Below are 19,985 nucleotides of genomic sequence, written 5' to 3'. Positions count from 1 at the left end.
GCCCCATGAACGCGGATGAAGGGCTGGTGGCGCTCGGGTTCACCGAGGTCGAGGCGCGGGTGTACTGCGAGCTGCTGAAGGGGGCGCCGGCCACGGGCTACCGCCTGGCGCAGGCGCTGGGGAAGGCGCCGCCGAGCATCTACCAGGCGCTCGCGTCGCTGGAGCACAAGGGGGCGGTGCTGGTGGAGGAAGGCGAGCCGCGCTCGTTTCGTCCCGTGCCTCCGGACGAGGTGCTCGCCGCGCTGCAGCGGGGCTTCGAGACGCGCAGGAGCGAGGCGGCGAGCGCGCTGCGCAAGCTGCACGCCCCCGCGCAGGACGACCGCATCTACCACCTGAAGAGCACCGCGCAGGTGATGGAGCGCGCGCGGGCGATGATTGCCTCGGCCACCGAGCAGGTGCTCTTCGACCTCTTCCCTCCCCCCTTCACCGCGCTCGTCCCCGCCCTCACGGAGGCGAGCGCGCGCGACGTGGCCATCGCGGGGCTCGTCTACGACGAGACGCCCAAGGTGGCCTTCGACTGCGTGCTGTCCTCCAACGCGGAGTTCGTGCGCGAGCGCTGGCCGGGCGCGCAGCTCACGCTCGTGGTCGACGCACGCGAGTTCCTGGTCGCGCTGCTCACCCCCGACGGCGCCGGCGTCAAGCAGGCCATCTGGAGCGACAGCGGCTACCTCTCCTGTCTGCAACACAGCGGGCTGTCCGCGGAGGTGCGCCTGAGCGCGCCCCAGGCCACGCGCGCCCGGCTGTCACGCGCCTTCTCCCTCGTCGGCTCGAGCCCGCCCGGACTGCGGCAGCTCGTGGGCCAGCCCTCCACCCCCAAGCGCGGAAACACCCCATGAGACCCCTGCTCCCGCTCCTGTTGGCCCTCGTGCTCCTCCCTCTCACCGCCCCCGCGGACGCGACGCGGACGCTCATCGCGCGTCACCTCGCGTGGCGCGGTGGGGACGCCTTCACGCGCCTGGAGAGCCTCCATGTCCGAGGGAAGACCTCGACCTCCGGGCTCCAGGGGACGATGGAGTCCTGGAGCCATCGCGACGGACGCGTCCGCCACGACGAGGACTTCGGGGTGGTGCGCCACTCGATGGCCTTCACGCCCGAGGGCGGCTGGAAGCTCAACGCCAGCGGTCAGGTGGAGGATGCCTCGCCCACCGACGCCCGCGACGCGCGGCACCAGCTGGCGTTGGAGCTGGGGACCGCGCTGCGAGGGGGCGACGGCGCGAAGCTCGAGCCCCGCGCCGATGAGACGCGGGATGGCCGCGCCTGGAAGGTGGTGCGCGTCACCTTCGGCGACGAGGACCTCTATGACCTGTTCCTCGACGACGCCACTGGAGCGCTCCACGGCCTGCGCATCCGCGAGAACAACGTCACGCGCTTCGTGCGCCTGGGGGACTGGCGGCAGGTGGAGGGCGTGCGCATGCCCTTCCTGGAGGAGGAGCTCACCGACAACCCGGACTCCGACTCGCGCACGGTGGTGGAGACGCTGGAGCTCAACGTGCCCATCGCGCCCGCGGTGTTCGAGCGTCCCCAGGACGTGCGCAAGGCGCGCTTCACGAACGGCCGCCACACCACGGGCTTCCTCCCGTTCGAGTTCTTCGACGACAACCGCGTCTTCATCCCGGCCAGGGTGAACGGCAAGCCGACGCAGGTGCTGCTCGACAGCGGCGCGGCGATGACGGTGGTGGACGCGGCCTACGCCCGCACGCTGGGGCTGAAGACGGAGGGCCAGGTCGCGGCGGTGGGCAGCGGCGGACAGGCGCAGGCGCAGTTCGCGTCGGGCGTGGACATCGGGATGGGCAACCTCAGGCTGACGGGGTTGACGGTGGCGGTCATCGACCTGGCCCCCGTCGCGCGGATGCTGGGACACCCGCTGCCCGTCATCCTGGGCAAGGAGGCCTTCCATCAGCTCGTGGTGGACGTGGACTTCCCGAACCGGCGCGTCGCCTTCCACGACCGCGCCCACTTCAAGCCGCCCGCGAAGGCGGTGCGGCTGCCGCTGGTGGAGTCCGCGGGCGGGCAGCGCGCGGTGCAGCTCTCAATCGAGGGCCGGCCCGCCATCCCCGTGCTGTTCGACGTGGGCAACGGCGGCGCGCTCTCGCTCTTCCCCGCGTACTGGGAGGAGGCCCGGCTGCTGGAGGGACGGCCCAGCTCCAAGACGTTGTCCGGCGCCGTGGGCGGCCTGAGGGAGCGCGACGTGGCGACGCTGAAGCACATCGAGCTGGCGGGCGTCACGCTGGAAAACGTGCCCACGGTGTTCGACGACGCCGGCAACAGCATCTCCACCTCGGACCGGCTGCTCGGCAACCTGGGCCTGGGCGTCCTCGCGCGCTTCCGGATGCTCACCGACTACCAGACGGACACGCTGATGCTCGTGCCCGACGCGCGGGCCCTGCGTCAGCCCTTCCGCAAGGACCGGTCCGGCCTGCTCGTGCTCCCCTCCTCGGAGGGCCGGCTCGAGGTGAAGCTGGTCGCGCCCGGGAGCCCCGCGGAGGCCGCGGGCTGGAAGGTGGGCGAGGAGATTGTCGCCATCGACGGCAAGCCGTTCGGCCCCGACGCGTCGAACCAGGCGCGGTCCAGCTGGCGGTATCGCGCCAGCGGCCAGACGGTGGTCCTCACGGTGAAGGGCGGCGAGCAGCGCAGGCTCACCCTGCGCGACTACTACTGACGGCCGGGCGGGCGGCGGTACCCGCTCGCGTCGCGGGTGCCCGTCGCCTCGATGACGCGCCCGTCGGCGCCGGCTCGTCGAGGGCGCGCAGCTCGGCGGCGTGGTGCTTGCCCCAATCACACAGCGCGCCCACGATGGGCCGCAGGCTGAGCCCCAGCGCGGTGGCCGTGTACACGACGCGCGGCGGCACCTCCGCGAACACCTCGCGCGCGACGACGCCGTGCAGCTCCATCTCGCGCAGCTGCTGCACCAGCACCTTCTGGCTCACGCCCGGAATCACCCGTCGCAGCTCCGACAGCCGCTTGGGTCCCTCGAAGAGGAAGTAGAGGACGAAGATCTTCCAGCGCCCGCCAATCACCTTCAGCGCGCGCTCCGCGGGCACCAGCGGGAGCTCCTTCACGATGGGCATGGTTACCTCCAGGTTCCTAGGGAACGAAGACGTCCGTAGAGGGGGAAAAGGTCTATAGTTCCCGGGACGGGACGTATTTACAACTCAGGCCAGCAATCACGCGGCACGAGAGAGGAATACGCCCATGTCCGAAGCCACCAGGCAGGTCCCCATCGCCCTCATCACCGGCTCCAGCCGGGGCCTGGGCCGGAGCGCCGCGCTGGCGCTCGCCGAGCGAGGCAGCGACGTCATCGTCACCTACCGCTCGGGGAACAAGGAGGCGGACGAGGTCGTCCAGGCCATCCGGGCCCGGGGGCGCAAGGCCGTCGCCCTGCGGCTGGAGGTCGGCAGGACGGACACCTTCGACGCCTTCGTGTCCCAGGTGCGCGAGGCCCTGAAGCAGACGTGGGGCCGCGAGCGCTTCGAGTCCCTGGTCCACAACGCGGGCGTCGGCGGCTACGCGCCCTTCGTCGAGACGAGCGAGGCCCTGTTCGACGAGCTCCTCGCGGTGCACTTCAAGGGCCCCTTCTTCCTGACGCAGAAGCTCTTGCCCCTGCTCGCCGACGGTGGGCGCATCGTCAACGTGTCGACGGGGCTGGCCCGCTACGCCCTCCCGGGGCTCTCGGTCTACTCGGCGGCCAAGGGCGCCCTCGAGGTGCTCACCCGGTCGCTCGCCGTCGAGCTGGGCGCGCGGCGCATCGCGGTGAATGCCGTCGCGCCCGGAGGCATCGTCACCGACTTCGGCGGCGGCGTCATGAAGGACCCCGCCCTCCAGAAGACCGTCATCGAACAGACGCCCATGGGGCGCCTGGGACAGCCCGAGGACGTCGCGGGTGTCATCGCCATGCTGCTCGCGCCGGAGACGGGCTGGGTCACCGGCCAGCGCATCGAGGTCACCGGCGGCTATCGGCTCTGACGGCGCGCGCGAAATAACAAACAACCCAGGCCCGCGTCGTCCAGGTGTGGTGCTCGCGCACGGGGAACAGGCCCCGTCGACGAAGCACCACATCCCGGAGGACGTATGTCCTTGAACGCGTCGAGGCTGTGGAGCTGGAGTCTCGTGGTGGGGTTGGGGCTCGTGGGCTGCGAGGCGGCACCGCCGCCTGGACTGGAGTCGGAGGCCACGCTGGGCGAGTCGGCGAGCGCCGTGGTCATCCCCCCCACCACCTCCTTCGACTGGCCCCCGTTCGCGAACGTGACGGACGTGTCCCTGGGGTCGGGGCATCGCACCGTGGCGGTGGCGCCGGGCAAGCCCTTCTCCCTGTCCACGGACTACTTCGTGGGGGCGGACCCGTGCATCGGGTGCAACAACCAGCTCGTGTTCGGGGTGCAGGATGGCACCGGCGCGTGCGCCTTCGATGGCGTCGGTCCCGTGCAGAGCCACGCTGACGTGGAGCTCATCGCGCCCACGACCCCGGGCATCCACAAGGTGCACGGCAATCACACGCGCGCGCCGGACTGCGCCGCGGCGCTCGGGGCGGCGGTGAGCGGACCGGCCTTCGGGCTCATCGGCGTCTACGCCGACCCGTGGGAGTGGAGCTGGGGCAGGGTCAACAACCTCCGGCTGAACGGGAACAGCTCGCACAAGATCAACGTCTTCCCGGGGGCTCGCGTCGACATCACCACCGACTACAAGCTCGACCCGGGGTCGGGCGGCTGCCCCGGCTGCTGGGCCCAGCTGGTCTTCGGAATCGACCAGGGCTCCAAGACGTGCATCTACAATGGCATGGGCACGACGAGCGCCACGAACAGCACCTTCTCGCTCACCGCGCCCACCCAGCCGGGCCTCTATCCCGTCTGGGCCGCGGCCCAGTGGGCCTTCACCTGCGACCAGGCGCTGTCCTGGTCCAACGGGGGCGCACCCGTGGCCTTCATCGAAGTGAAGTAGCGGGAGGCTACTCCGAGCGCAGCACCTCGGCCGGGTCCACGCGCGCGGCACGGCGCGCGGGCCCGAAGCTCGCCACCACCGCCAGGGCGGCGAGCAGCGCGCACACCGCCGCCAGCACCAGCGGGTCCGTGGCGCTCACCTCGAAGAGCAGCGCCCCCAGCACCTGCCCCATCAACAGCGCCCCCAAGAGCCCGAGCACGATGCCCAGCCCCGTGAAGCGCAGCGACTGGAGCACCACCATGCCCGCCACCTGCGCCGCGCGGGCTCCCAATGCCAGCCGGATGCCCATCTCCCCCCGCCGCTGGCCCACGATGAAGGCGATGACGCCGTAGAGCCCCACCGCGCTCAAGAGCAGCGCCATCCCCCCGGCGATGCCGAGCAGGAACAGGGTGAAGGACGCCCGCGCCACCGACGGCGACTTCGCCAGCACGCGGTCCATCGTCTGCGCGTTGGCCAGCGGCACCGTGCCGTCCATCTGCGCCAGGATGCGCCGGATTTCGGGCGTCAGCGACTCCGGGCGGGAGGTGGCCGTGCGCACCACCACGGCGGGCGAGCGGCGCGGCCCCCACAGCGGCAGGTCCGCGGCTGGCGCGAGCGGGAAGAACACCGCCTCCGACGGCGCCTGGTCCAACCCGTGGGCCCGCAGCGGCCCCGTCACGCCGACGACCTTGTAGAACGGCGGACCGAAGCCGTTGCCCCGGATGCCCTTGCCCAGCGGGTCCTGCCCCGGCCAGAGCCGCTCGGCGAGCGCCTGCGTCACCACCACCCCATCCGACTTCTGCTCCAGGTCATCCCACGTCAGCTCACGCCCCTGCACCAGCGGGATGCCCAGGGCCTTGAAGTACCCGGGCGCCACGCCGGGCGTGGTGACGCAGGGCATCTTGGAGGGCTCCTGGGACATCCCCTCGACGGCCAGGGCGGCGCAGCCTCCGAAGCGGCCCAGCGGCAGGTGCGTGGACAGGCTGGCGCTCTTCACCCCGGGCAGCGCCTCGATGCGCGACAGCAGCTCACCGTAGAAGCGGTTCACCTCGTCGTAGCCCGTGTAGCGCGTGCGAGGCAGCACGATGTCGAACGTGAGCACGTCGCGCGAGTCCAGCCCCGGGTCCACCCGGTGCAGCGTCCAGTAGCTGCGCAGCATCAACCCCGCGGCGGCCAGCAGCACCACCGCCAGCCCCACCTGCCCCACCACCATCCCTCCGCGCACGGCCTGGCTGCGGCGCGAGGACGTCAGCCCCCGGCCCGACTCGCGCAGCCGCGCCAGCGCCTTGTCCCCCCCGAGCAGCGGGAAGAGCCCGAAGACGACGCCCGCCAGCAGCGCCAGCCCTCCGGCGAACACCCCGCCGCGCCAGTCCAGGCCAATCTCCCGCAGACGCGGAAGCCCCGAGGGCTCCATCGAGACCAGCAGGCTCAGCGCCCCGTGCGCGAGCACGAGCCCCAGCCCGGCGGCGACGCCACACAACAGCAGGCTCTCCGTGAGCGCATGCCAGGCCAGGTCCCGCCGGCCGGCGCCCAGCGCGGTGCGCACCGCCAGCTCCCGGGAGCGCGCCTCCGAGCGCACGAGGAAGAGGTTGGCGACATTGGCGCACGCGATGAGCAGCACCAGCGCCACCGAGCCCAGGAGGATCCACAACACGCGGTCCGCGTCCCCGACCACGTGCCGGGCCAGGGGCGACACCCGGGTGGTGAAGCCCGTGTCCCGCATGAAGCTCTCGGTGTACGCGAGCGGGAAGAGCTCCGGCAGGCGCGTGGTCAGCGTGGCGAGCTCGGCCCGAGCCTGCTCCAGCGTGACACCGTCCTTCAGCCGGCCCGCGGCCCGGACCCAGTGCGAGTTCTCCGGCGGGCTCGTCGGGTCCAGCTGCAGCGGCCGCCACAGGTCCACGGTGTCGTCCGGCAGGTGGAGGCCCGGCGCCATGACGCCGATGACCTCCGTGGGCTCGTCATCCAGCCGTATCGACGTGCCCAGCACCTTCGGGTCCGCGCCGTACTGCCGCACCCAGAAGTCGTAGCCGAGCACCACGGTGCGAGGCGCGCCGGGCGCATCCACCTCCGGGGTGATGATGCGGCCGAGCGCGGGCCGCGCGCGCAGCACGTCCATCAGGCTGGCCGACACCAGCGCCACGTCCACGCGCAGCGCGCCCTCCTCGGCGGCGAGGCTGCCGTTGGACGTGTCGAGCGCCCCCAGGGACGCGAAGCCGCGGGCCTCCTTCTGGAAGTGGTGGTAGCCGGCCACGGACAGGTCCCACCGGGCCTCCGGCGCGAGCCTCGGCACCGGGCTGTCCAGCCAGACCAGCCGCTCCGGGTCCGCGTACGGCAGCGGGCGCAGCACCACCGCGTCCACCACGGAGAACAGCGCCGTCGTCGCCCCCAACCCGAGCGCGAGGGTGAGCACCGCCATCACCGCGAAGGACGGGCTGCGCGCCAGCGAGCGCAGCGCCTGGCGCGTCTCGCGCGCCACCATGTCCCAGAGCTCCGTGCGGCGCTCCTCGCGTGCCATGCGCTCGTCAATCACGTGGGTCTCCTCCCGATAGGCCTTCACATCACCGAAGCGCGCGAGCGCCTCCGCGCGCGCCGCCTCGGGGGTCATTCCCCGGGCCACGTACTCCTCGGTGCGCATGGCGAGGTGGAACTCCAGCTCCTCCGCCACGTCGTCCTCCAACTGCCCGCGACGCACGAGCGCGCGCAGCGCGTGATAGCGGTCTTTCATCCAGCGCATGGGACGCGGTCCTTTCCTCAGGCGCCCTGCATCACGGGCCGGGCCTGGAGCACCTTCGACACGGCCTCGGTCATCCGCTCCCAGGAGGAGGCCTCCTGCGCGAGCTGCCTGCGGCCCTCCGCCGTCAGCGTGTAGAACTTCGCGCGGCGGTTGTTCTCGGACACACCCCAGTCCGCCTTCACCCAGCCCCGCTTCGTCATGCGGTGCAACGCCGGGTACAGCGAGCCCTCCTCCACCCGCAGCGCGTCATCCGTCGTGCGCTGGAGCCAGCTCGCCACCGCGTAGCCATGCATGGGCCCGCCGGTCAGCGTCTTGAGGATGAGCATGTCCAACGTGCCCTGCAGCAGCTCGGTCTGCATCGTGTCCCCTAGAATGTCTAGGGGTAGATAACGCCGCTCCCCTAGAACGTCAAGGGGAGCGGGTGTCGGCGCGCAGGGCGTCGAGCTGCGCATGCGCCACGCGGCGTCGGAGTCTACGCCCGAACCCGGCCGCCTCCGAGCGGGTGCAGCCAACGGGCACCGGCGTGCAGCCAACGGGCCCGCCCGCCTGCCCTCCGCGTCATGCCTGCCGGCGGGTGAACACGCCCAGCTTGTCGCGATTCCACGCGTTGATGGTCAGCGAGGCGGCCCGGTTGCGCGCGAAGGTGAAGATGGCGCCGGAGAACCCGGAGGCGTTCTCGCCCGTGGTCTGGAAGAAGAACTCGTCGCCGCTGTAGTGCATGAGCGGGAAGCGCTTGCCCGCGGGCCCCACCGTGAAGGACAGCATGCCCTGCTGGAGCGACACGGTGAGGTCGCCGTAGACGCGGTTCGGATACGTGCCGACGTAGGCGCCCAGGTTTCGCGGCGGCGTCGGATTCACCGCGGGCCGCGAGTACTTCGTCTGGTCCTCGGTGACGGGCTCGGACACGATGGGCCCCAGGTAGGCGAGCCAGTTCCGCGTCGAGGCGTTGTAGCGGACGATGTCCACGAACTCGGCGGCGATGGCCTCCGGCAGTCCCCGAGGGTCCGTGTTCGTCAGCACCGCGATGCCCAGCCTCTTCGACGGATACAGGAGGATGCTCGTCGCGGCGCCACGCCCGAAGGCCCCCGAGTGGCTCAGCCGCAGCTCACCGGTGTTCTCGTAGTCGACGTTCCAGCCCAGGCCGTAGAAGCCGCTGCGGCCTCCGAGCTCCTCGGGCCCATGCGTGACGCTCTGCGGACGCCAGATGGCTTGCAGCCCCGCGGTGTCCACCAACGGCCCCTGGAGGCCCGGGACGACGCCGCCCGCGAGCAGCATCGTCAGCCACCGGGCCAGGTCTCGCACGGACGCGTTGGCGCCCCCCGCGGGCGCCTGGCCGTCATTGTTCGCGCCCAGGTCCGGCGTCCACCGACCGTTCACCAGCGTGTGCAGCGCCGCGCGGTTCTTGCTCGCCTGCAGCTCCGCGAAGGAATAGTTCGCGCTGGTCATCCCCAAGGGAGCGAAGAGCACCTCGCGCGCCAGGTCTCCCCACGAGCGCCCCGTGGACGCGGCGAACGCCACCGCGCCGGCCGTGAGCCCGTAGTTGGTATAGGCATACGTGTCGCGGAAGCGTGACAGGGGATACAGCGCGAGCCTCGAGATGATCTGCTCGCCGGTGTAGCCGAGGTCCTCGAGCAGATCTCCCGCATGGTCCGGCAGGCCGCTGCGATGCGAGAACATGTCGGCGACGGTGACGTGCTGGCCCACCCACGGGTCCGCGAGGGTGAAGCCGGGGCGCAGCGACTGGAGCGTGTCGTTCCAGCCCTGCCCCTTGGACAGCTGCCGCGTCAGGGCGGCGGCAATCACCGTGGAGCTCAGGGGCTTGGAGACGGAGGCCAGCTGGAAGACGGTGTCCGGGTCGACGTCACCCACGACTCCCGCCTGCTTCTCCCCGATTCCCTTCAGGTAGCGGACGACGCCGTCGTACACCACGGCGACCGCGATGCCCGGGACGGTGGTGGCCGCCTTGTCCTTCTTGATGATGTCCTCGAGCACCGCCAGCGCGCGCGTCACGCCCTCCGCGGTGATTTCGCCGCAGGCCGGCACCGGCGCGGCCGTGGGCCCACGAGAGACCTGCGCGGGCACGGCGGCCTGGGCCGTCGAGGGGCCTCCCGTCACGGCCACCCCGACACCCGCGGCGCCAAGCCCCTGCAACACCGCCCTGCGCGGCAACACGGATGTCGAGCCGTTCACATCGTCCTGCGCCATGTCGGCCTCCTCGGTCTGACGTCGAAGAGGTTTCGACGAACCGGCGCGCGGAGGGTGGGAGGCAGCAGGCACCCGCGCAACGTCCCGAAGTCCAGTTGCGCGGCGCGCACCCTCGGAGCAGGGCCACACGTTGACTTTATATACGGTATATACAAATCATCCTGGAAACGAGTCATGGGGCCGACGACGTGGCCCGGGAGAGAGACGCATGGCGGAGCGCTGGCTTCTCCAGGGGGCGACGGTGGTGACGGGAGACCCCGAGCACGAAGACCTCCCGTGCGGTGACCTGCTCATCGAGGACGGCCTCATCGTGGCGATGGGGCGCGGCTTGAGCACGGAGGGATGTCGGGTGCTGCCGCTCACCGGGAAGCTGGTGATGCCGGGACTCATCGACACGCATCGACACACCTGGCAGACACCGCTGCGTGGGCTGGGCGCGGACTGGACGGTGATGGACTACCTCGCCGCGGTCCGCGTGAAGCTCTCCCCGGTGTTCCGCCCCGAGGACCTCCATGCGGGGACGCTCGCGGGGGCGCTCGAGGCGCTCGACGCGGGCATCACCACGCTGGTCGACTACTCGCACTGCATCAGCTCGCCGGAGCACGCGGACGCGGCGCTCCAGGGGCTCCAGGACTCCGGCATCCAGGCCCTCTTCGCCTACGGCTTCGCGCCGGGCCCCACGCCAAGCCCGGCCTTCCCCTCCCCCGAACATCGCTTCGCGGACGCGCGCCGACTGCGAGCGGGCCCCCTGTCCTCGGACTCCAGTCGCGTGCGCCTGGGCATCGCGCTCACCGAGATGCAGGTGCCCTGGGAGCAGAGCCGCGCGGAGGTGCACACGGCGCGCGCGCTGGGGGTCCCCATCAGCCTGCATTGCTCGGCGTGGCCCGTCACCGGGCCGAGCGAGGTCGAACAGCTGGCGCGTGAAGGGCTGCTCGGTCCGGACCTCCTCTTCGTGCACTGCACGTTCAGCGGGGACGAGGACCTGGCGCGCATCGCAAACAGCGGCGGCTCCATCAGCGCGACGCCGGAGTCGGAGCTTCAGATGGGCATGGGGTTCCCCATCGTCGGGCGCGCCCTGCGCGCGGGGGTGAGGACCACGCTGGGCTGTGACGTCGTGGCGAGCAACGGGGGTGAGCTGTTCACGGCGATGCGGCTCGCGCTCCAGTCGGAGCGGGGACGCGCGAACGCGCTCGCGGGACTGCCTCGACGCCTGGACCTGAAGGCCCGCCAGCTGCTCCGCATGGTGACGCAGGACGCGGCGGACGCCATCGGCCTGGGGGCCGTCACGGGCTCACTGCGCCCCGGGAAGCAGGCGGACCTGGTCGTGCTCTCGGCGGACTCGCTGAACCTGAGCCCGCTGGGCGCACCGCGAGACGCCATCGTGATGCAGGCGCATGCGGGAAATGTCGAGTCGGTGATGGTGCGCGGAAAGCTCGTGAAGCACCGAGGCGTCCTCCTGGGGACGGAGGTGTCCGGTGTCCGACGACAGGTGCTGCGGGCCCGCGACGCGGTGCTCGAGCGGGTCGGCGGGATGTCGGCGCTCGTCGCCGAACACGCGCGGCTGGAGGAGCACTGGGACCTGGGCGCGGGGCGTGCACCTGGGACGACTGTCACGCGCTGACGACACGAGGCCCAGAAGCCGGTTGCGCGTCCCTGGAAGCCGACTACGTTCGCGGGAGTGAAGACCCCCAAACCGAGAGGGCGGCCTCCCCGGCTGTCCGGTCCGCTCGTCATCGAGACGGCCGCGAAGCTCGTGCGGGAGAACGGGCTGCGAAACCTCTCGATGCGCGCGCTGGCGGACAGGCTCGGCGCGACGCCCATGGCCTTCTACCACCACGTCGGAGACCGCGACGCGCTGGTGGCCCACGTGGTGGAGCACATCTTCGAGCAGCTCGTGCTCCCCGACGCCAGCCTCGCGCCGCTGGACTGGCTGCGTGAAGTGGCGACGCGGGTGCGCGCGCTGGGGCTGGAGCATCGCGGGGTGATGGACTTCCTCCTGGAGGAAGGGCCCGCCGTGCACGGGGCGCTGGTCGTCCTGGACAGAACCGTCACGAAGCTGCACGAGGCGGGCGTGCCGTGGCACGAGGCGGGGGACCTGCACAACACGTTCTTCTCCTGGCTCGCGGGCACCATCCGTCGCCAGGAGCAGTGGGCCGCGAGGCAGGAGGATGCGCCCCCTCCCCTCCAGCGCTTCCACGCCGCCGCCCTCGCGCTCCCAGCCAAGGACTACCCGGGTGTGGCGCAGACGCTGACGCGCATGCGGACCCTCGATGTCGAGGCCGAGTTCCAGAACAGCCTCGACTTCATGCTGGAGGGAATCGGCCGACGCCTGGAGCAACACCGCGCCAGGAAGCCCCGGGGGCGATAGTCGGACGGCTCAACGTTTGAAGCCGACGTCCAGGGCGCGGACGAACGGCGGGGGGCGCCGCGCATCTCGCGCCCCCCCCGCGTGCGCCGGAGCGCGCTACAGCGCTTCCACGAACATCGCCAGGTCGCGATAGGCACCGGAGGGAGTCATGGTGACGTACCAGACGCCCGGCTCGGGGTCCAAGACCCAGCAGGAGTTGTAGCTGCGGAAGTCCGACGACATGCAGCCGTACTCCGTGGCCGTCGGCGGGCTGTCCTTGCGCGCCGCGACCTTCATCGCGCCCGAGGGAGAGCCCGTGTCCATGCCCGCCGCCTCCACCGCGAGGTGGTCCATGCCCGGGGGAACCATGACCTTGAAGGTCCTCGCGAGCGCGGACGAGGCGGTGAGCCCCTTCGTATAGGTGCCGCTGCGCACCAGCGACACGGCGTCCACCTGCTGGGCATGGAAGCCCACGACGCGCGCCGAGGTGAAGGTCGCCGAGGTGGACCTCACCAGCGCGTACCAGGTGCCCGCAGCGGGCGCCGACACCTGACACCGCACGGTGCCCGCGGTGGGCTCCGCGCAGCGCGTGCTCGCCGTCGTCGGCAGCGCGTCCTTCGCGAGGAAGACCGCCAGGTCGCCCGTCGTCGCCGTCTGCTGGCCGGACACCTCGAAGAGCAGCTCCGTCTCCCCCGCCGGCACCTCCAGCGTGAAGAACTGGGGCTGGCCCGGCTTGATGACGAGGTTGGGCAGGGGCACGCCGTTGGTGAGCGCCGTCACCGTCTGCGCGGCGAGCATGCCGCCGGTGAGCGACAGGCCGCGATACCGCGCCGTCCCCGTGAGCGACACGAACCACGTCCCCGCGCTCGGGTTGGGGATGACACACACCCGTCCGTGGGTGGTGGTGGATCCGGTGCAGTCCACGCTCACGCTGCCCACCGGCCGACCTCCAAACTTCACCTTGAGGGTCGGGTTGCCCACGCCGTTCCCCGTGCCGAACCACAAGAGGCCCTGGCCCGGAGGAACCTCCATCCGCCACACCTGCTGCGAGCCGCCCTCCGCCGTCAGGCCGGTGAGCGCGACGTGGGACGCCAGCGAGGCAATCCCCTCCGCCTGCGTCATCGAGTAGGTCCCCGACAGGCGCGCCATGGACGACAGGTTCGTCACCGTCTGCGTCCAGTGCCCCACGTACCACGTGCCGGCGCGAGGCTGGACGAAGTCACAGTTCTCCTCGCTGCCCATCGCGTTCCTCGACGCGCAGTCGTAGCTGTAGGTGGTCGGCGGAGCGCCGTAGCGCACGTAGAGGTTCGCGTCGCTGGTGAGCGTGCCCTCGCCCTTCAGGTTGAAGTTCAGGTGGCTCGCGCCCGGAGGGACCTCCAGCCGATAGACGGTCATGGTGGACACGGGGACGTTCTGGACGGGCTGTTCCCACATGCCGTTGACCAGCGCGCGCGCCTCCCGGTTCGTCGTGGTGATGCGCATGGCGCCGTTGAACGCGGTACTGCCAGACAGGGTGATGTACCAGACGCCTCCCGCGGGGGTGGGGATGTCACAGGAGCGCCAGGCCTTGCACTTGTAGGAGAACTCGGTCGGATAGGCCCCGTGCTGGATCCAGAGCTCCGGCCCGACGGAGTCGTGGTACTGGCGGCCCAGCATCTCCACCAGGAGATAGGGCAGGCCCTCGGGGAGCTCCAGGCGGTAGGTCCGGAAGACGTTCGCCGAGGACGGCACGGGCGTCGCGGTGTCCGCGACGACGGAGGAGATGGGCCCCGTCTCCGAGTGCCTCGCCACGAGGGAGGCGTTGGAGCCCGAGCCCGGAGGCGGCCACATGCTGGTGACGCGCACGAGCACGAACCAGGGGCCCTCCTGGGGGTCGAAGTAGTCACACCGCTCGTAGGACGAGTACGACTGGGTGGAGGCGCAGTCGTAGTCCGTGTTCGTCGGCAGGGCGCCGCGCTTGACGTAGAGGCTCGCGTCCGCCTGGCTGTAGCCCTGCGTGACGAAGGTCAGGCCGGTGCGCCCAGGCGGTACGTCAAAGCGGTAGTAGGTCCCTTGGAAGGTCTCGGCGATGCCGTTCACGGTGACGCCGTTGAACAGGGGGAGCGGCGCGGTCACCTTCGCGGTGAGCGTGCGGTCCGTGAAGGCCGCGCGCGAGCGGACGCGCACGTACCAGGTGCCACCCGCGGGACGCTCGATGACACAGGGCGTGAGCATGAAGCACCCCGTGGTGCCCGTCGCGGGGGGCGGGCTGCCCGGCTGGGCATCCACCATGACGTCCAGGGTGGGGCTGCTCAGGGCGAACTCGAGCTTCACCTGGTGGGGCGGCACCTGGAGGGTGAACAGCCGGTCCTCCAGCGGCATGCCGGAGAACGGTGCCGAGGGCTGGTCGAGCACCAGCTCTCCGGTGGAGACGGGCACGACGCTGGTGTAGCCGGCCGTGAGCGTGTGGCCCGCGAAGTCGCCGTAGCCGCCCGGCTCCACCCAGAAGTGCCACGTGCCCGCCGCCGGCGCGTCGATGACACACGAGCCCGGCAGGGACTTCCGGCAGGCATAGCCGCCGTCGTGCACGGGCCGGCTGCCACGTCGCGCCGACACGTAGCCCGAGCCCGTCCCACCCTGCGCCCAGATGGCCAGCCGCGCCTGGCCCGGTGGGACCTCCAGCGTGTAGTAGAGGCGGTCATCACTGTGGCCGCCCACGCCCGTCACCGGTTGGAGGTTCGTGAGCGCCGTGTTGCTGACCACGCCCTTGTAGCGGCCCAGGACCGAGAGGTACTCGAACTTGCGATACGGGTACTCCGGAGCCACCCGGACATACCAGGCACCGGCGCGAGGCTCCTCGAAGGTGCAGCGGCTCCCGGTGCTCGACCGGCTGCAGTCGTAGTCGGTGCCCTCGGGCGGGCTGCCGTACTTCACCGTCATCAGGAAGGAGCCGAAGAAGAGGGACGGCACCTCGAAATAGAGCGTGGCGACGGACTCCGGGACGTCCAGTCGGAACAGGAACGGCCCGCCCGCTTCGCTGTCGAGGCGGGACACCTCCTGACCGTTCACCAGCGGAACGGCCAGCTCCAGGCTCACCGACTGCGCGAGCAGCGTGACGACACTGAACGCCGCGTAGGCCCGCACCATGACGTGGTACGTCCCCGCCACCGGGGCCGTCACCGTGCACGTCTCCGTGTTGCCGGTGGCCCATGAGCGGCAGTCATAGCTGGTCGTCGAGGGGTTCCCGCCCCGCTTGACGTAGAGGTCCGCGTCGCCGGTGCCTCCCGAGAGCGTGACCTTCAGGGAGGCTTGCTGCGCGGGCACCTCCAGCGTGAAGAAGAGCATGGCGTCCTTGGCCGCCGAGAGGTTCGTCACCGGCTGGCCATTGATGAGCGCCGTCACGGGAGGCACCACCGTGCCCACGAGCTTCGCGCCGCTGAAGCCCGTGTAGCCGCGCAGCATGACGTACCAGGTCCCTGCCTGGGGGGCTGACACCTCGCAGGACTCCGTGTTGCCGGAGGTGTTGGAGCGGCAGTTGAACGTCGCGAGGTCGGGCGTGGAGCCATGCCGGAGGTAGAGGTCCGCGTTGCCCGTGCCTTCCGAGAGCGCCACGCTCAGCCGCGTCTGTCCCGCGGGCACCTGGAGCGAGTACATGAGCCAGTCGCCCACGACGCCGGACACGGCCGTCACGGCCTGGCCGCTGGTGAGCGCGCGCACGGGGCTGGTGCCCGTGCCGTAGGCGGAGACGGTGGCCGTGAGCGTCACGTTGGAGAAGGAGCTCGTGGCGGTGAGCAACACGTACCAGGTCCCGGCGACATCTCGGCCGGACACGGTGCAGCGCTCCACGCTGTCGGCTCCCGCGGACGTGCAATCACCCGTGGTGGCCGTCGGCGCGGCGCCGAAGCCCACCTTCATGTCCAGGTTGCCGGGTCCTCCCGTCGTGGCGAAGGTCACCGCGCTCTGGTGGGCCGGGACGTCCAGGGTGTAGAGCCGCTGCCCGCCCGCGGGAGCCGCGATGAAGGGGATGGGGGTGCCCGGGGTGAGGACCCCGTCCACCAGCTTCTGCGAGCGGCCGTCGGTGGAATCCGGGTCCGAATCGCGTGACTCACCACTGCAGCCGCTCCACAGGAGCAGCGCTCCCGCGAGCAGGAAGATGCGTTGAAGACTTTTCACAGGGGTCCTCGAATCGAGTCAGGGCCTCGCGGTGAGGGCCGCGAAGCCGCTGGAATTTGCAATCAGGTGACACTTGCTTCCGTCACCCTCGAACGGACCCGGGCGCGGATTGTCGCGTCGCGCCGCGCGGAATTTTCACCGGGCGTTTCGGACAAGGAGGACCCACGAGGTCTCGAAGCCGCCCTCGGAGGACACGGCCACCTCCTCGACGTCTCGGGTTCTCGAGGTCTCCATCTCCACCGGACTTCCGGGCGCGCGACGCCGAAGGCGACATCGACAGGCCGGACTGGGCGCCATGGCATGGAAGCCATCTCGTGCCCGGTGACCTCATCGCGCGGCTGCAGCAGGAAGCGGTGAACGCTCACGAAGTGGCTTGCGACCCCAGGACATTTGCATTGCTCATCAGTCGACCTGCGCCGCCACAGCGCGTCTGCTGGTCAACGCTCCCCGCCCATCGGCTTAATTAGCTTAATCATGTTTTACTGCTCTATGCATGATGTTGGCGGCCCGGCCATCCGGAGCCAGCGCCTCCGCTCTCCCTTGGCGTGGAGCGCCCGAGAAACCGTCGACCACAAGGAGCACCATCATGTCTGGCCATCTTGCTTCACGCAGTCTGGCGTTGCTGGGAATCTGTGGGGGCCTGAGCGTTCTGGGAGGCTGTGAGCGCGCCGAGCCAGCGTCCGCGGACCTCGACCCGGTGGGCCAGGTGGAGAGCGCCGCCATCGTCGACACCATCACCGCGGGTACCTACGTCATCCGCTCGGTGATGACCAACAAGTGCATCGACGTCGCCTCGTCGAGCACGGCGGACGGCGCCAAGGTGCAGCAATGGGATTGCAATGGAACCAATGCACAGCGCTTCGTCGTCACGCCGACGTCCGGCGGCTACTTCAGCATCATCAACGTGAACAGCAACAAGGCGCTCGACATCAAGGAGGCCAGCGTCGCGGCGAACGCGCTCGTCCACCAGTGGAGCTACGGAGGTGGAACGAACCAGCAGTTCCGCTTCGTGAAGGAGGTGGGCAGTGAGTTCAGCATCCGCGCCCGCCACACGGACATGGCCATCGACGTGTACTGGGGCAATACGGCCAACGGCACGGAGCTGGTGCAGTACCCCTACGAGCAGCGAACGAACCAGCGCTGGACGTTCGACCGTGTCGATGGAGGCGGCGGCACGGGGCTGGCGGCCATCCTGAGCGAGTCCACGTTCAACGCCATGTTCCCGAACCGGAACCCCTTCTACACCTACAGCAGCCTCATCGCCGCCGCGAGCACCTTCCCGGCCTTCGCCAATACAGGCTCGCTGGAGACGCGCAAGCGCGAGGTGGCGGCCTTCTTCGCCAACACGGCGCACGAGACCGGGAACTATGTCTACATCGAGGAGATCGCCCGTGGCCCCTACTGTGGGACCTGGGGCCCGCCGGGGTGCAACTGCGTCGCGGGCAAGCAGTACTACGGCCGTGGGCCCATCCAGTTGTCCTGGAACGGCAACTACTGCGCCGCCGGAGCGGCGCTGAACCTGCCCCTGCACACGAACCCCGACCTGCTGGCCCAGGACGCGAACGCCTCGTGGCGCTCCGCCTTCTGGTTCTGGACCACCCAGACGGGTGCCGGAAGCATGACTGCGCACAGCGCCATGGTGAACGGGGCCGGCTTCGGTGAGACCATCCGCACCATCAATGGCACGTTGGAGTGCAACGGTGGAAACCCGGGGCAGGTGCAGAGCCGCATCCAGAAGTATCAGGACATCGCCAACCTGCTCGGCGTGAGTCCTGGAGGCAACCTGGGCTGCTGAGAGGCAAGTCCCAACGCTCGTGGAGTGGGGCCGGAGAATCGACGGCCTCACCCCACGGGTGCGACTGCGCCAACATCACTGGAACGAGATGGGAAGCTGCTGCCGGTACGCGAAGTCGGCCAGCCACCAGAATGGTCTACGTGCCCTCGTTCTTGCTTTCGAGTTCACTCTTCAGACCTTCAAGTTCAAGTTCGAATACATAGATGGTCGGATGGTCGGCGCCGGGACGCAGGGTGACGGCGAAGTTGGCGGCGCCGAATGCGGTTGAGGCCGTCAGCTCTACTTCGGGGATACCGAGCCTGTCGGAGACGACCTTCACGGCCCTGGCCATCGTGGGGTGCGACCCTTCATCGATATGGACGATGACCGAGCTGCCTTCGACTTTCTTGAAGTGAATTCCCACGAATGTCTCCGATGGAATGAGTAGGGGTAGGCGCGAGCCGGCGCCGTGTGGTTCGAGGATACTGCTCGGCAAACGACTGGTCGCCGAAATGCAGCCGCCTCACCCACGAGGACACCGGGCATGTCGCGAACAACCTTCTCGAACTCCGCGCGGGCCACCGACTCCGTCGTCCACCGCATCTGCGTGTCGCGCACGCTCCGCGCGAGGCCGTTCTCATTGGGCGACCTGTGGCTGACCGAGGCCTCTCTGGCGTGGCAGGCGGCATGGTGGATCGCGTCGGCTCGGTCATCGAAGAGTTCGCGCTCGTGTACGGCATCCGGTTGCGCGTGCCGTCGACCGAGTTCGCGGGGCTGATCCGCCAAGCTTGGGCGGACACGTCGGCCTTCGCGACCATGACCCGGCTGAGCGCGACCGAACTGCATCCAATTGCCAATAAGCGCACCGCGCGGTTCGTGGCTACGCTCGTGGAGCCGAACAGCGACTGACCCGTGCGCCGTGACTTGTGAATCGCGGTTCCCCCCTGAACCCAGGTGCGTTCATGACCATGAGCGATGAGGCCGAAGGCTCGACCACGAAGACGCAGCTACGGCAGCAACTGGACGCCATGGAGAACGACGCACTTCGACAAGCGGCCAACTGGTTCATCCTCGCCGCCGGCACGGCGAACGTGATCATGCAGCTCTCCCGGCCGGCCGTCGCCTACGGCGTCATGGAGAGCAAGGTCGAAGAGGGCAACCTCTTCAAGAACCCGAAGCGACGGGCCCGCACCACGCTGGCGTACATCGCGGTGACGATGCTCGGCGGAGCGGAGGAGCGCGCCGCGATACGCCGGGCGACGAACGTCTCCCACGCGCGCGTCCGCTCCGAGCCCGGGCATCCAGTCGGCTACAACGCGTTCGACCCCGCGCACCAGCGCTGGGTGACGGCGTGCCTGTACGTCGGCGCGGAGGACGCGTACCAGCGCGTGCACGGCCCGCTTCAGGGCGAGTTCCGGGAGCGGTTCTACCAGCAGGGGAGCGTGTTCGGCACGACCCTGCAGATGCCGCCCGAATCGTGGCCGCCGACCCGCGACGACTTCGAGGCGTACTGGCAGGCGGAGATCTCGGGGCTCACGATGGACGAGCGCACGCGCGACTACCTCTGCCGGATCGTGCGACTCGAGTACCTCGGCCGCCGCATCCCCGCGCCCGTCCTGCGGCTTCGGCAGCGACTGGTCGCGGGCTACCTGGGGCCGGAGTTCCGCACGCTGATGCAGCTACCGTGGACGGAGGCCGACGTCCGGGCATTCAAGAAGTTCAACCGACGGCTGGCGGGTTTCATGCGTCTGGCCCCCGCCGCAGTACGCGAGGCGCCGCTGCGCCGTCAGCTGCGGGACGTGCGCCGGCGGCTGGCCGAGGGGCGCCCGCTGTTCTGACGTCGTCGGCCGTCAGCGCCG

15 protein-coding genes are annotated in these 19,985 nt (G+C 70.2%); 9 read left to right on the top strand and 6 right to left on the bottom strand.

Going from position 1 to position 19,985, the window contains the following annotated elements:
* Window positions 1-5 precede the first annotated feature (5 nt).
* The gene (locus K8625_RS38140; protein WP_223750249.1) at window positions 6-836 is read left to right on the top strand and encodes a TrmB family transcriptional regulator; all 831 of its coding nucleotides are present in this window, start codon (window positions 6-8) and stop codon (window positions 834-836) included.
* Window positions 833-2,659 carry an aspartyl protease family protein gene (locus K8625_RS38135; protein ID WP_223785475.1) on the top strand — a complete coding sequence of 609 codons (1,827 nt, stop codon included), beginning with the start codon at window positions 833-835 and terminating at the stop codon, window positions 2,657-2,659. Before K8625_RS38140 ends, K8625_RS38135 begins: the two co-directional genes overlap by 4 nt.
* On the opposite strand, the gene K8625_RS38130 is transcribed toward K8625_RS38135, so the two are convergent.
* Window positions 2,637-3,068 carry a helix-turn-helix domain-containing protein gene (locus K8625_RS38130; protein WP_223750247.1) on the bottom strand — a complete coding sequence of 144 codons (432 nt, stop codon included), beginning with the start codon at window positions 3,066-3,068 and terminating at the stop codon, window positions 2,637-2,639. The two genes, K8625_RS38135 and K8625_RS38130, sit on opposite strands and share 23 nt — an antisense overlap.
* 124 nt (window positions 3,069-3,192) lie before the next feature.
* Here K8625_RS38130 and K8625_RS38125 point away from each other — a divergent pair, with 124 nt between their 5' ends.
* Both K8625_RS38125 and K8625_RS38120 read left to right on the top strand, forming a co-directional pair.
* Window positions 3,193-3,963 (top strand): SDR family NAD(P)-dependent oxidoreductase, encoded by a 771-nt coding sequence (locus K8625_RS38125; RefSeq protein ID WP_223785474.1) that lies wholly within the window; start codon window positions 3,193-3,195, stop codon window positions 3,961-3,963.
* Between the two features lie 105 nt (window positions 3,964-4,068).
* Window positions 4,069-4,935 (top strand): hypothetical protein, encoded by an 867-nt coding sequence (locus K8625_RS38120; RefSeq protein ID WP_223785473.1) that lies wholly within the window; start codon window positions 4,069-4,071, stop codon window positions 4,933-4,935.
* Between the two features lie 7 nt (window positions 4,936-4,942).
* Here the strand turns inward: K8625_RS38120 and K8625_RS38115 are convergent, their stop codons facing one another.
* The 3 genes from K8625_RS38115 to K8625_RS38105 form a co-directional block, all read right to left on the bottom strand.
* Window positions 4,943-7,648 (bottom strand): ABC transporter permease, encoded by a 2,706-nt coding sequence (locus tag K8625_RS38115; RefSeq protein ID WP_223785472.1) that lies wholly within the window; start codon window positions 7,646-7,648, stop codon window positions 4,943-4,945.
* Between the two features lie 17 nt (window positions 7,649-7,665).
* Window positions 7,666-8,007, bottom strand: coding sequence for a PadR family transcriptional regulator (locus K8625_RS38110; protein WP_223785471.1), 342 nt, complete (start codon window positions 8,005-8,007; stop codon window positions 7,666-7,668).
* A 199-nt stretch (window positions 8,008-8,206) separates the two neighbouring features.
* Complete coding sequence (locus K8625_RS38105) at window positions 8,207-9,853, bottom strand: serine hydrolase (protein ID WP_223785470.1); 1,647 nt, start codon at window positions 9,851-9,853, stop codon at window positions 8,207-8,209.
* A gap of 208 nt (window positions 9,854-10,061) precedes the next feature.
* Between K8625_RS38105 and K8625_RS38100 the strand changes: the two genes are divergently transcribed.
* Window positions 10,062-11,474, top strand: a complete 1,413-nt coding sequence (locus tag K8625_RS38100; protein WP_223785469.1) for an amidohydrolase family protein — start codon at window positions 10,062-10,064, stop codon at window positions 11,472-11,474.
* 57 nt (window positions 11,475-11,531) lie between these two features.
* On the top strand, window positions 11,532-12,221 hold the full coding sequence (locus tag K8625_RS38095; RefSeq protein ID WP_223785468.1) for a TetR/AcrR family transcriptional regulator: 690 nt from the start codon (window positions 11,532-11,534) through the stop codon (window positions 12,219-12,221).
* Window positions 12,222-12,317: 96 nt separating this feature from the next.
* Here K8625_RS38095 and K8625_RS38090 read toward each other — a convergent pair whose 3' ends face one another.
* Window positions 12,318-16,352, bottom strand: coding sequence for a PPC domain-containing protein (locus K8625_RS38090; RefSeq protein ID WP_223785467.1), 4,035 nt, complete (start codon window positions 16,350-16,352; stop codon window positions 12,318-12,320).
* Window positions 16,353-16,938: 586 nt separating this feature from the next.
* Between K8625_RS38090 and K8625_RS38085 the strand changes: the two genes are divergently transcribed.
* Window positions 16,939-18,147, top strand: coding sequence for an RICIN domain-containing protein (locus tag K8625_RS38085; RefSeq protein WP_223785466.1), 1,209 nt, complete (start codon window positions 16,939-16,941; stop codon window positions 18,145-18,147).
* A 136-nt stretch (window positions 18,148-18,283) separates the two neighbouring features.
* Here K8625_RS38085 and K8625_RS38080 read toward each other — a convergent pair whose 3' ends face one another.
* Window positions 18,284-18,550, bottom strand: coding sequence for a hypothetical protein (locus K8625_RS38080; protein WP_223750237.1), 267 nt, complete (start codon window positions 18,548-18,550; stop codon window positions 18,284-18,286).
* 263 nt (window positions 18,551-18,813) lie between these two features.
* On the opposite strand from K8625_RS38080, the gene K8625_RS38075 reads away from it, so the two are divergent.
* Window positions 18,814-19,035, top strand: a complete 222-nt coding sequence (locus K8625_RS38075; RefSeq protein WP_223750236.1) for a hypothetical protein — start codon at window positions 18,814-18,816, stop codon at window positions 19,033-19,035.
* 59 nt (window positions 19,036-19,094) lie between these two features.
* The gene (locus K8625_RS38070) at window positions 19,095-19,964 is read left to right on the top strand and encodes an oxygenase MpaB family protein (RefSeq protein WP_223785465.1); all 870 of its coding nucleotides are present in this window, start codon (window positions 19,095-19,097) and stop codon (window positions 19,962-19,964) included.
* Window positions 19,965-19,985 lie beyond the last annotated feature (21 nt).

Origin of the sequence: Myxococcus sp. AS-1-15, from assembly GCF_020037055.1 — a bacterium.
Classification (GTDB): Bacteria; Myxococcota; Myxococcia; order Myxococcales; family Myxococcaceae; genus Myxococcus; species Myxococcus fulvus.
Note: the sequence above shows the minus strand (reverse complement) of the source record. Positions and strands in the feature narration are given on the sequence as shown.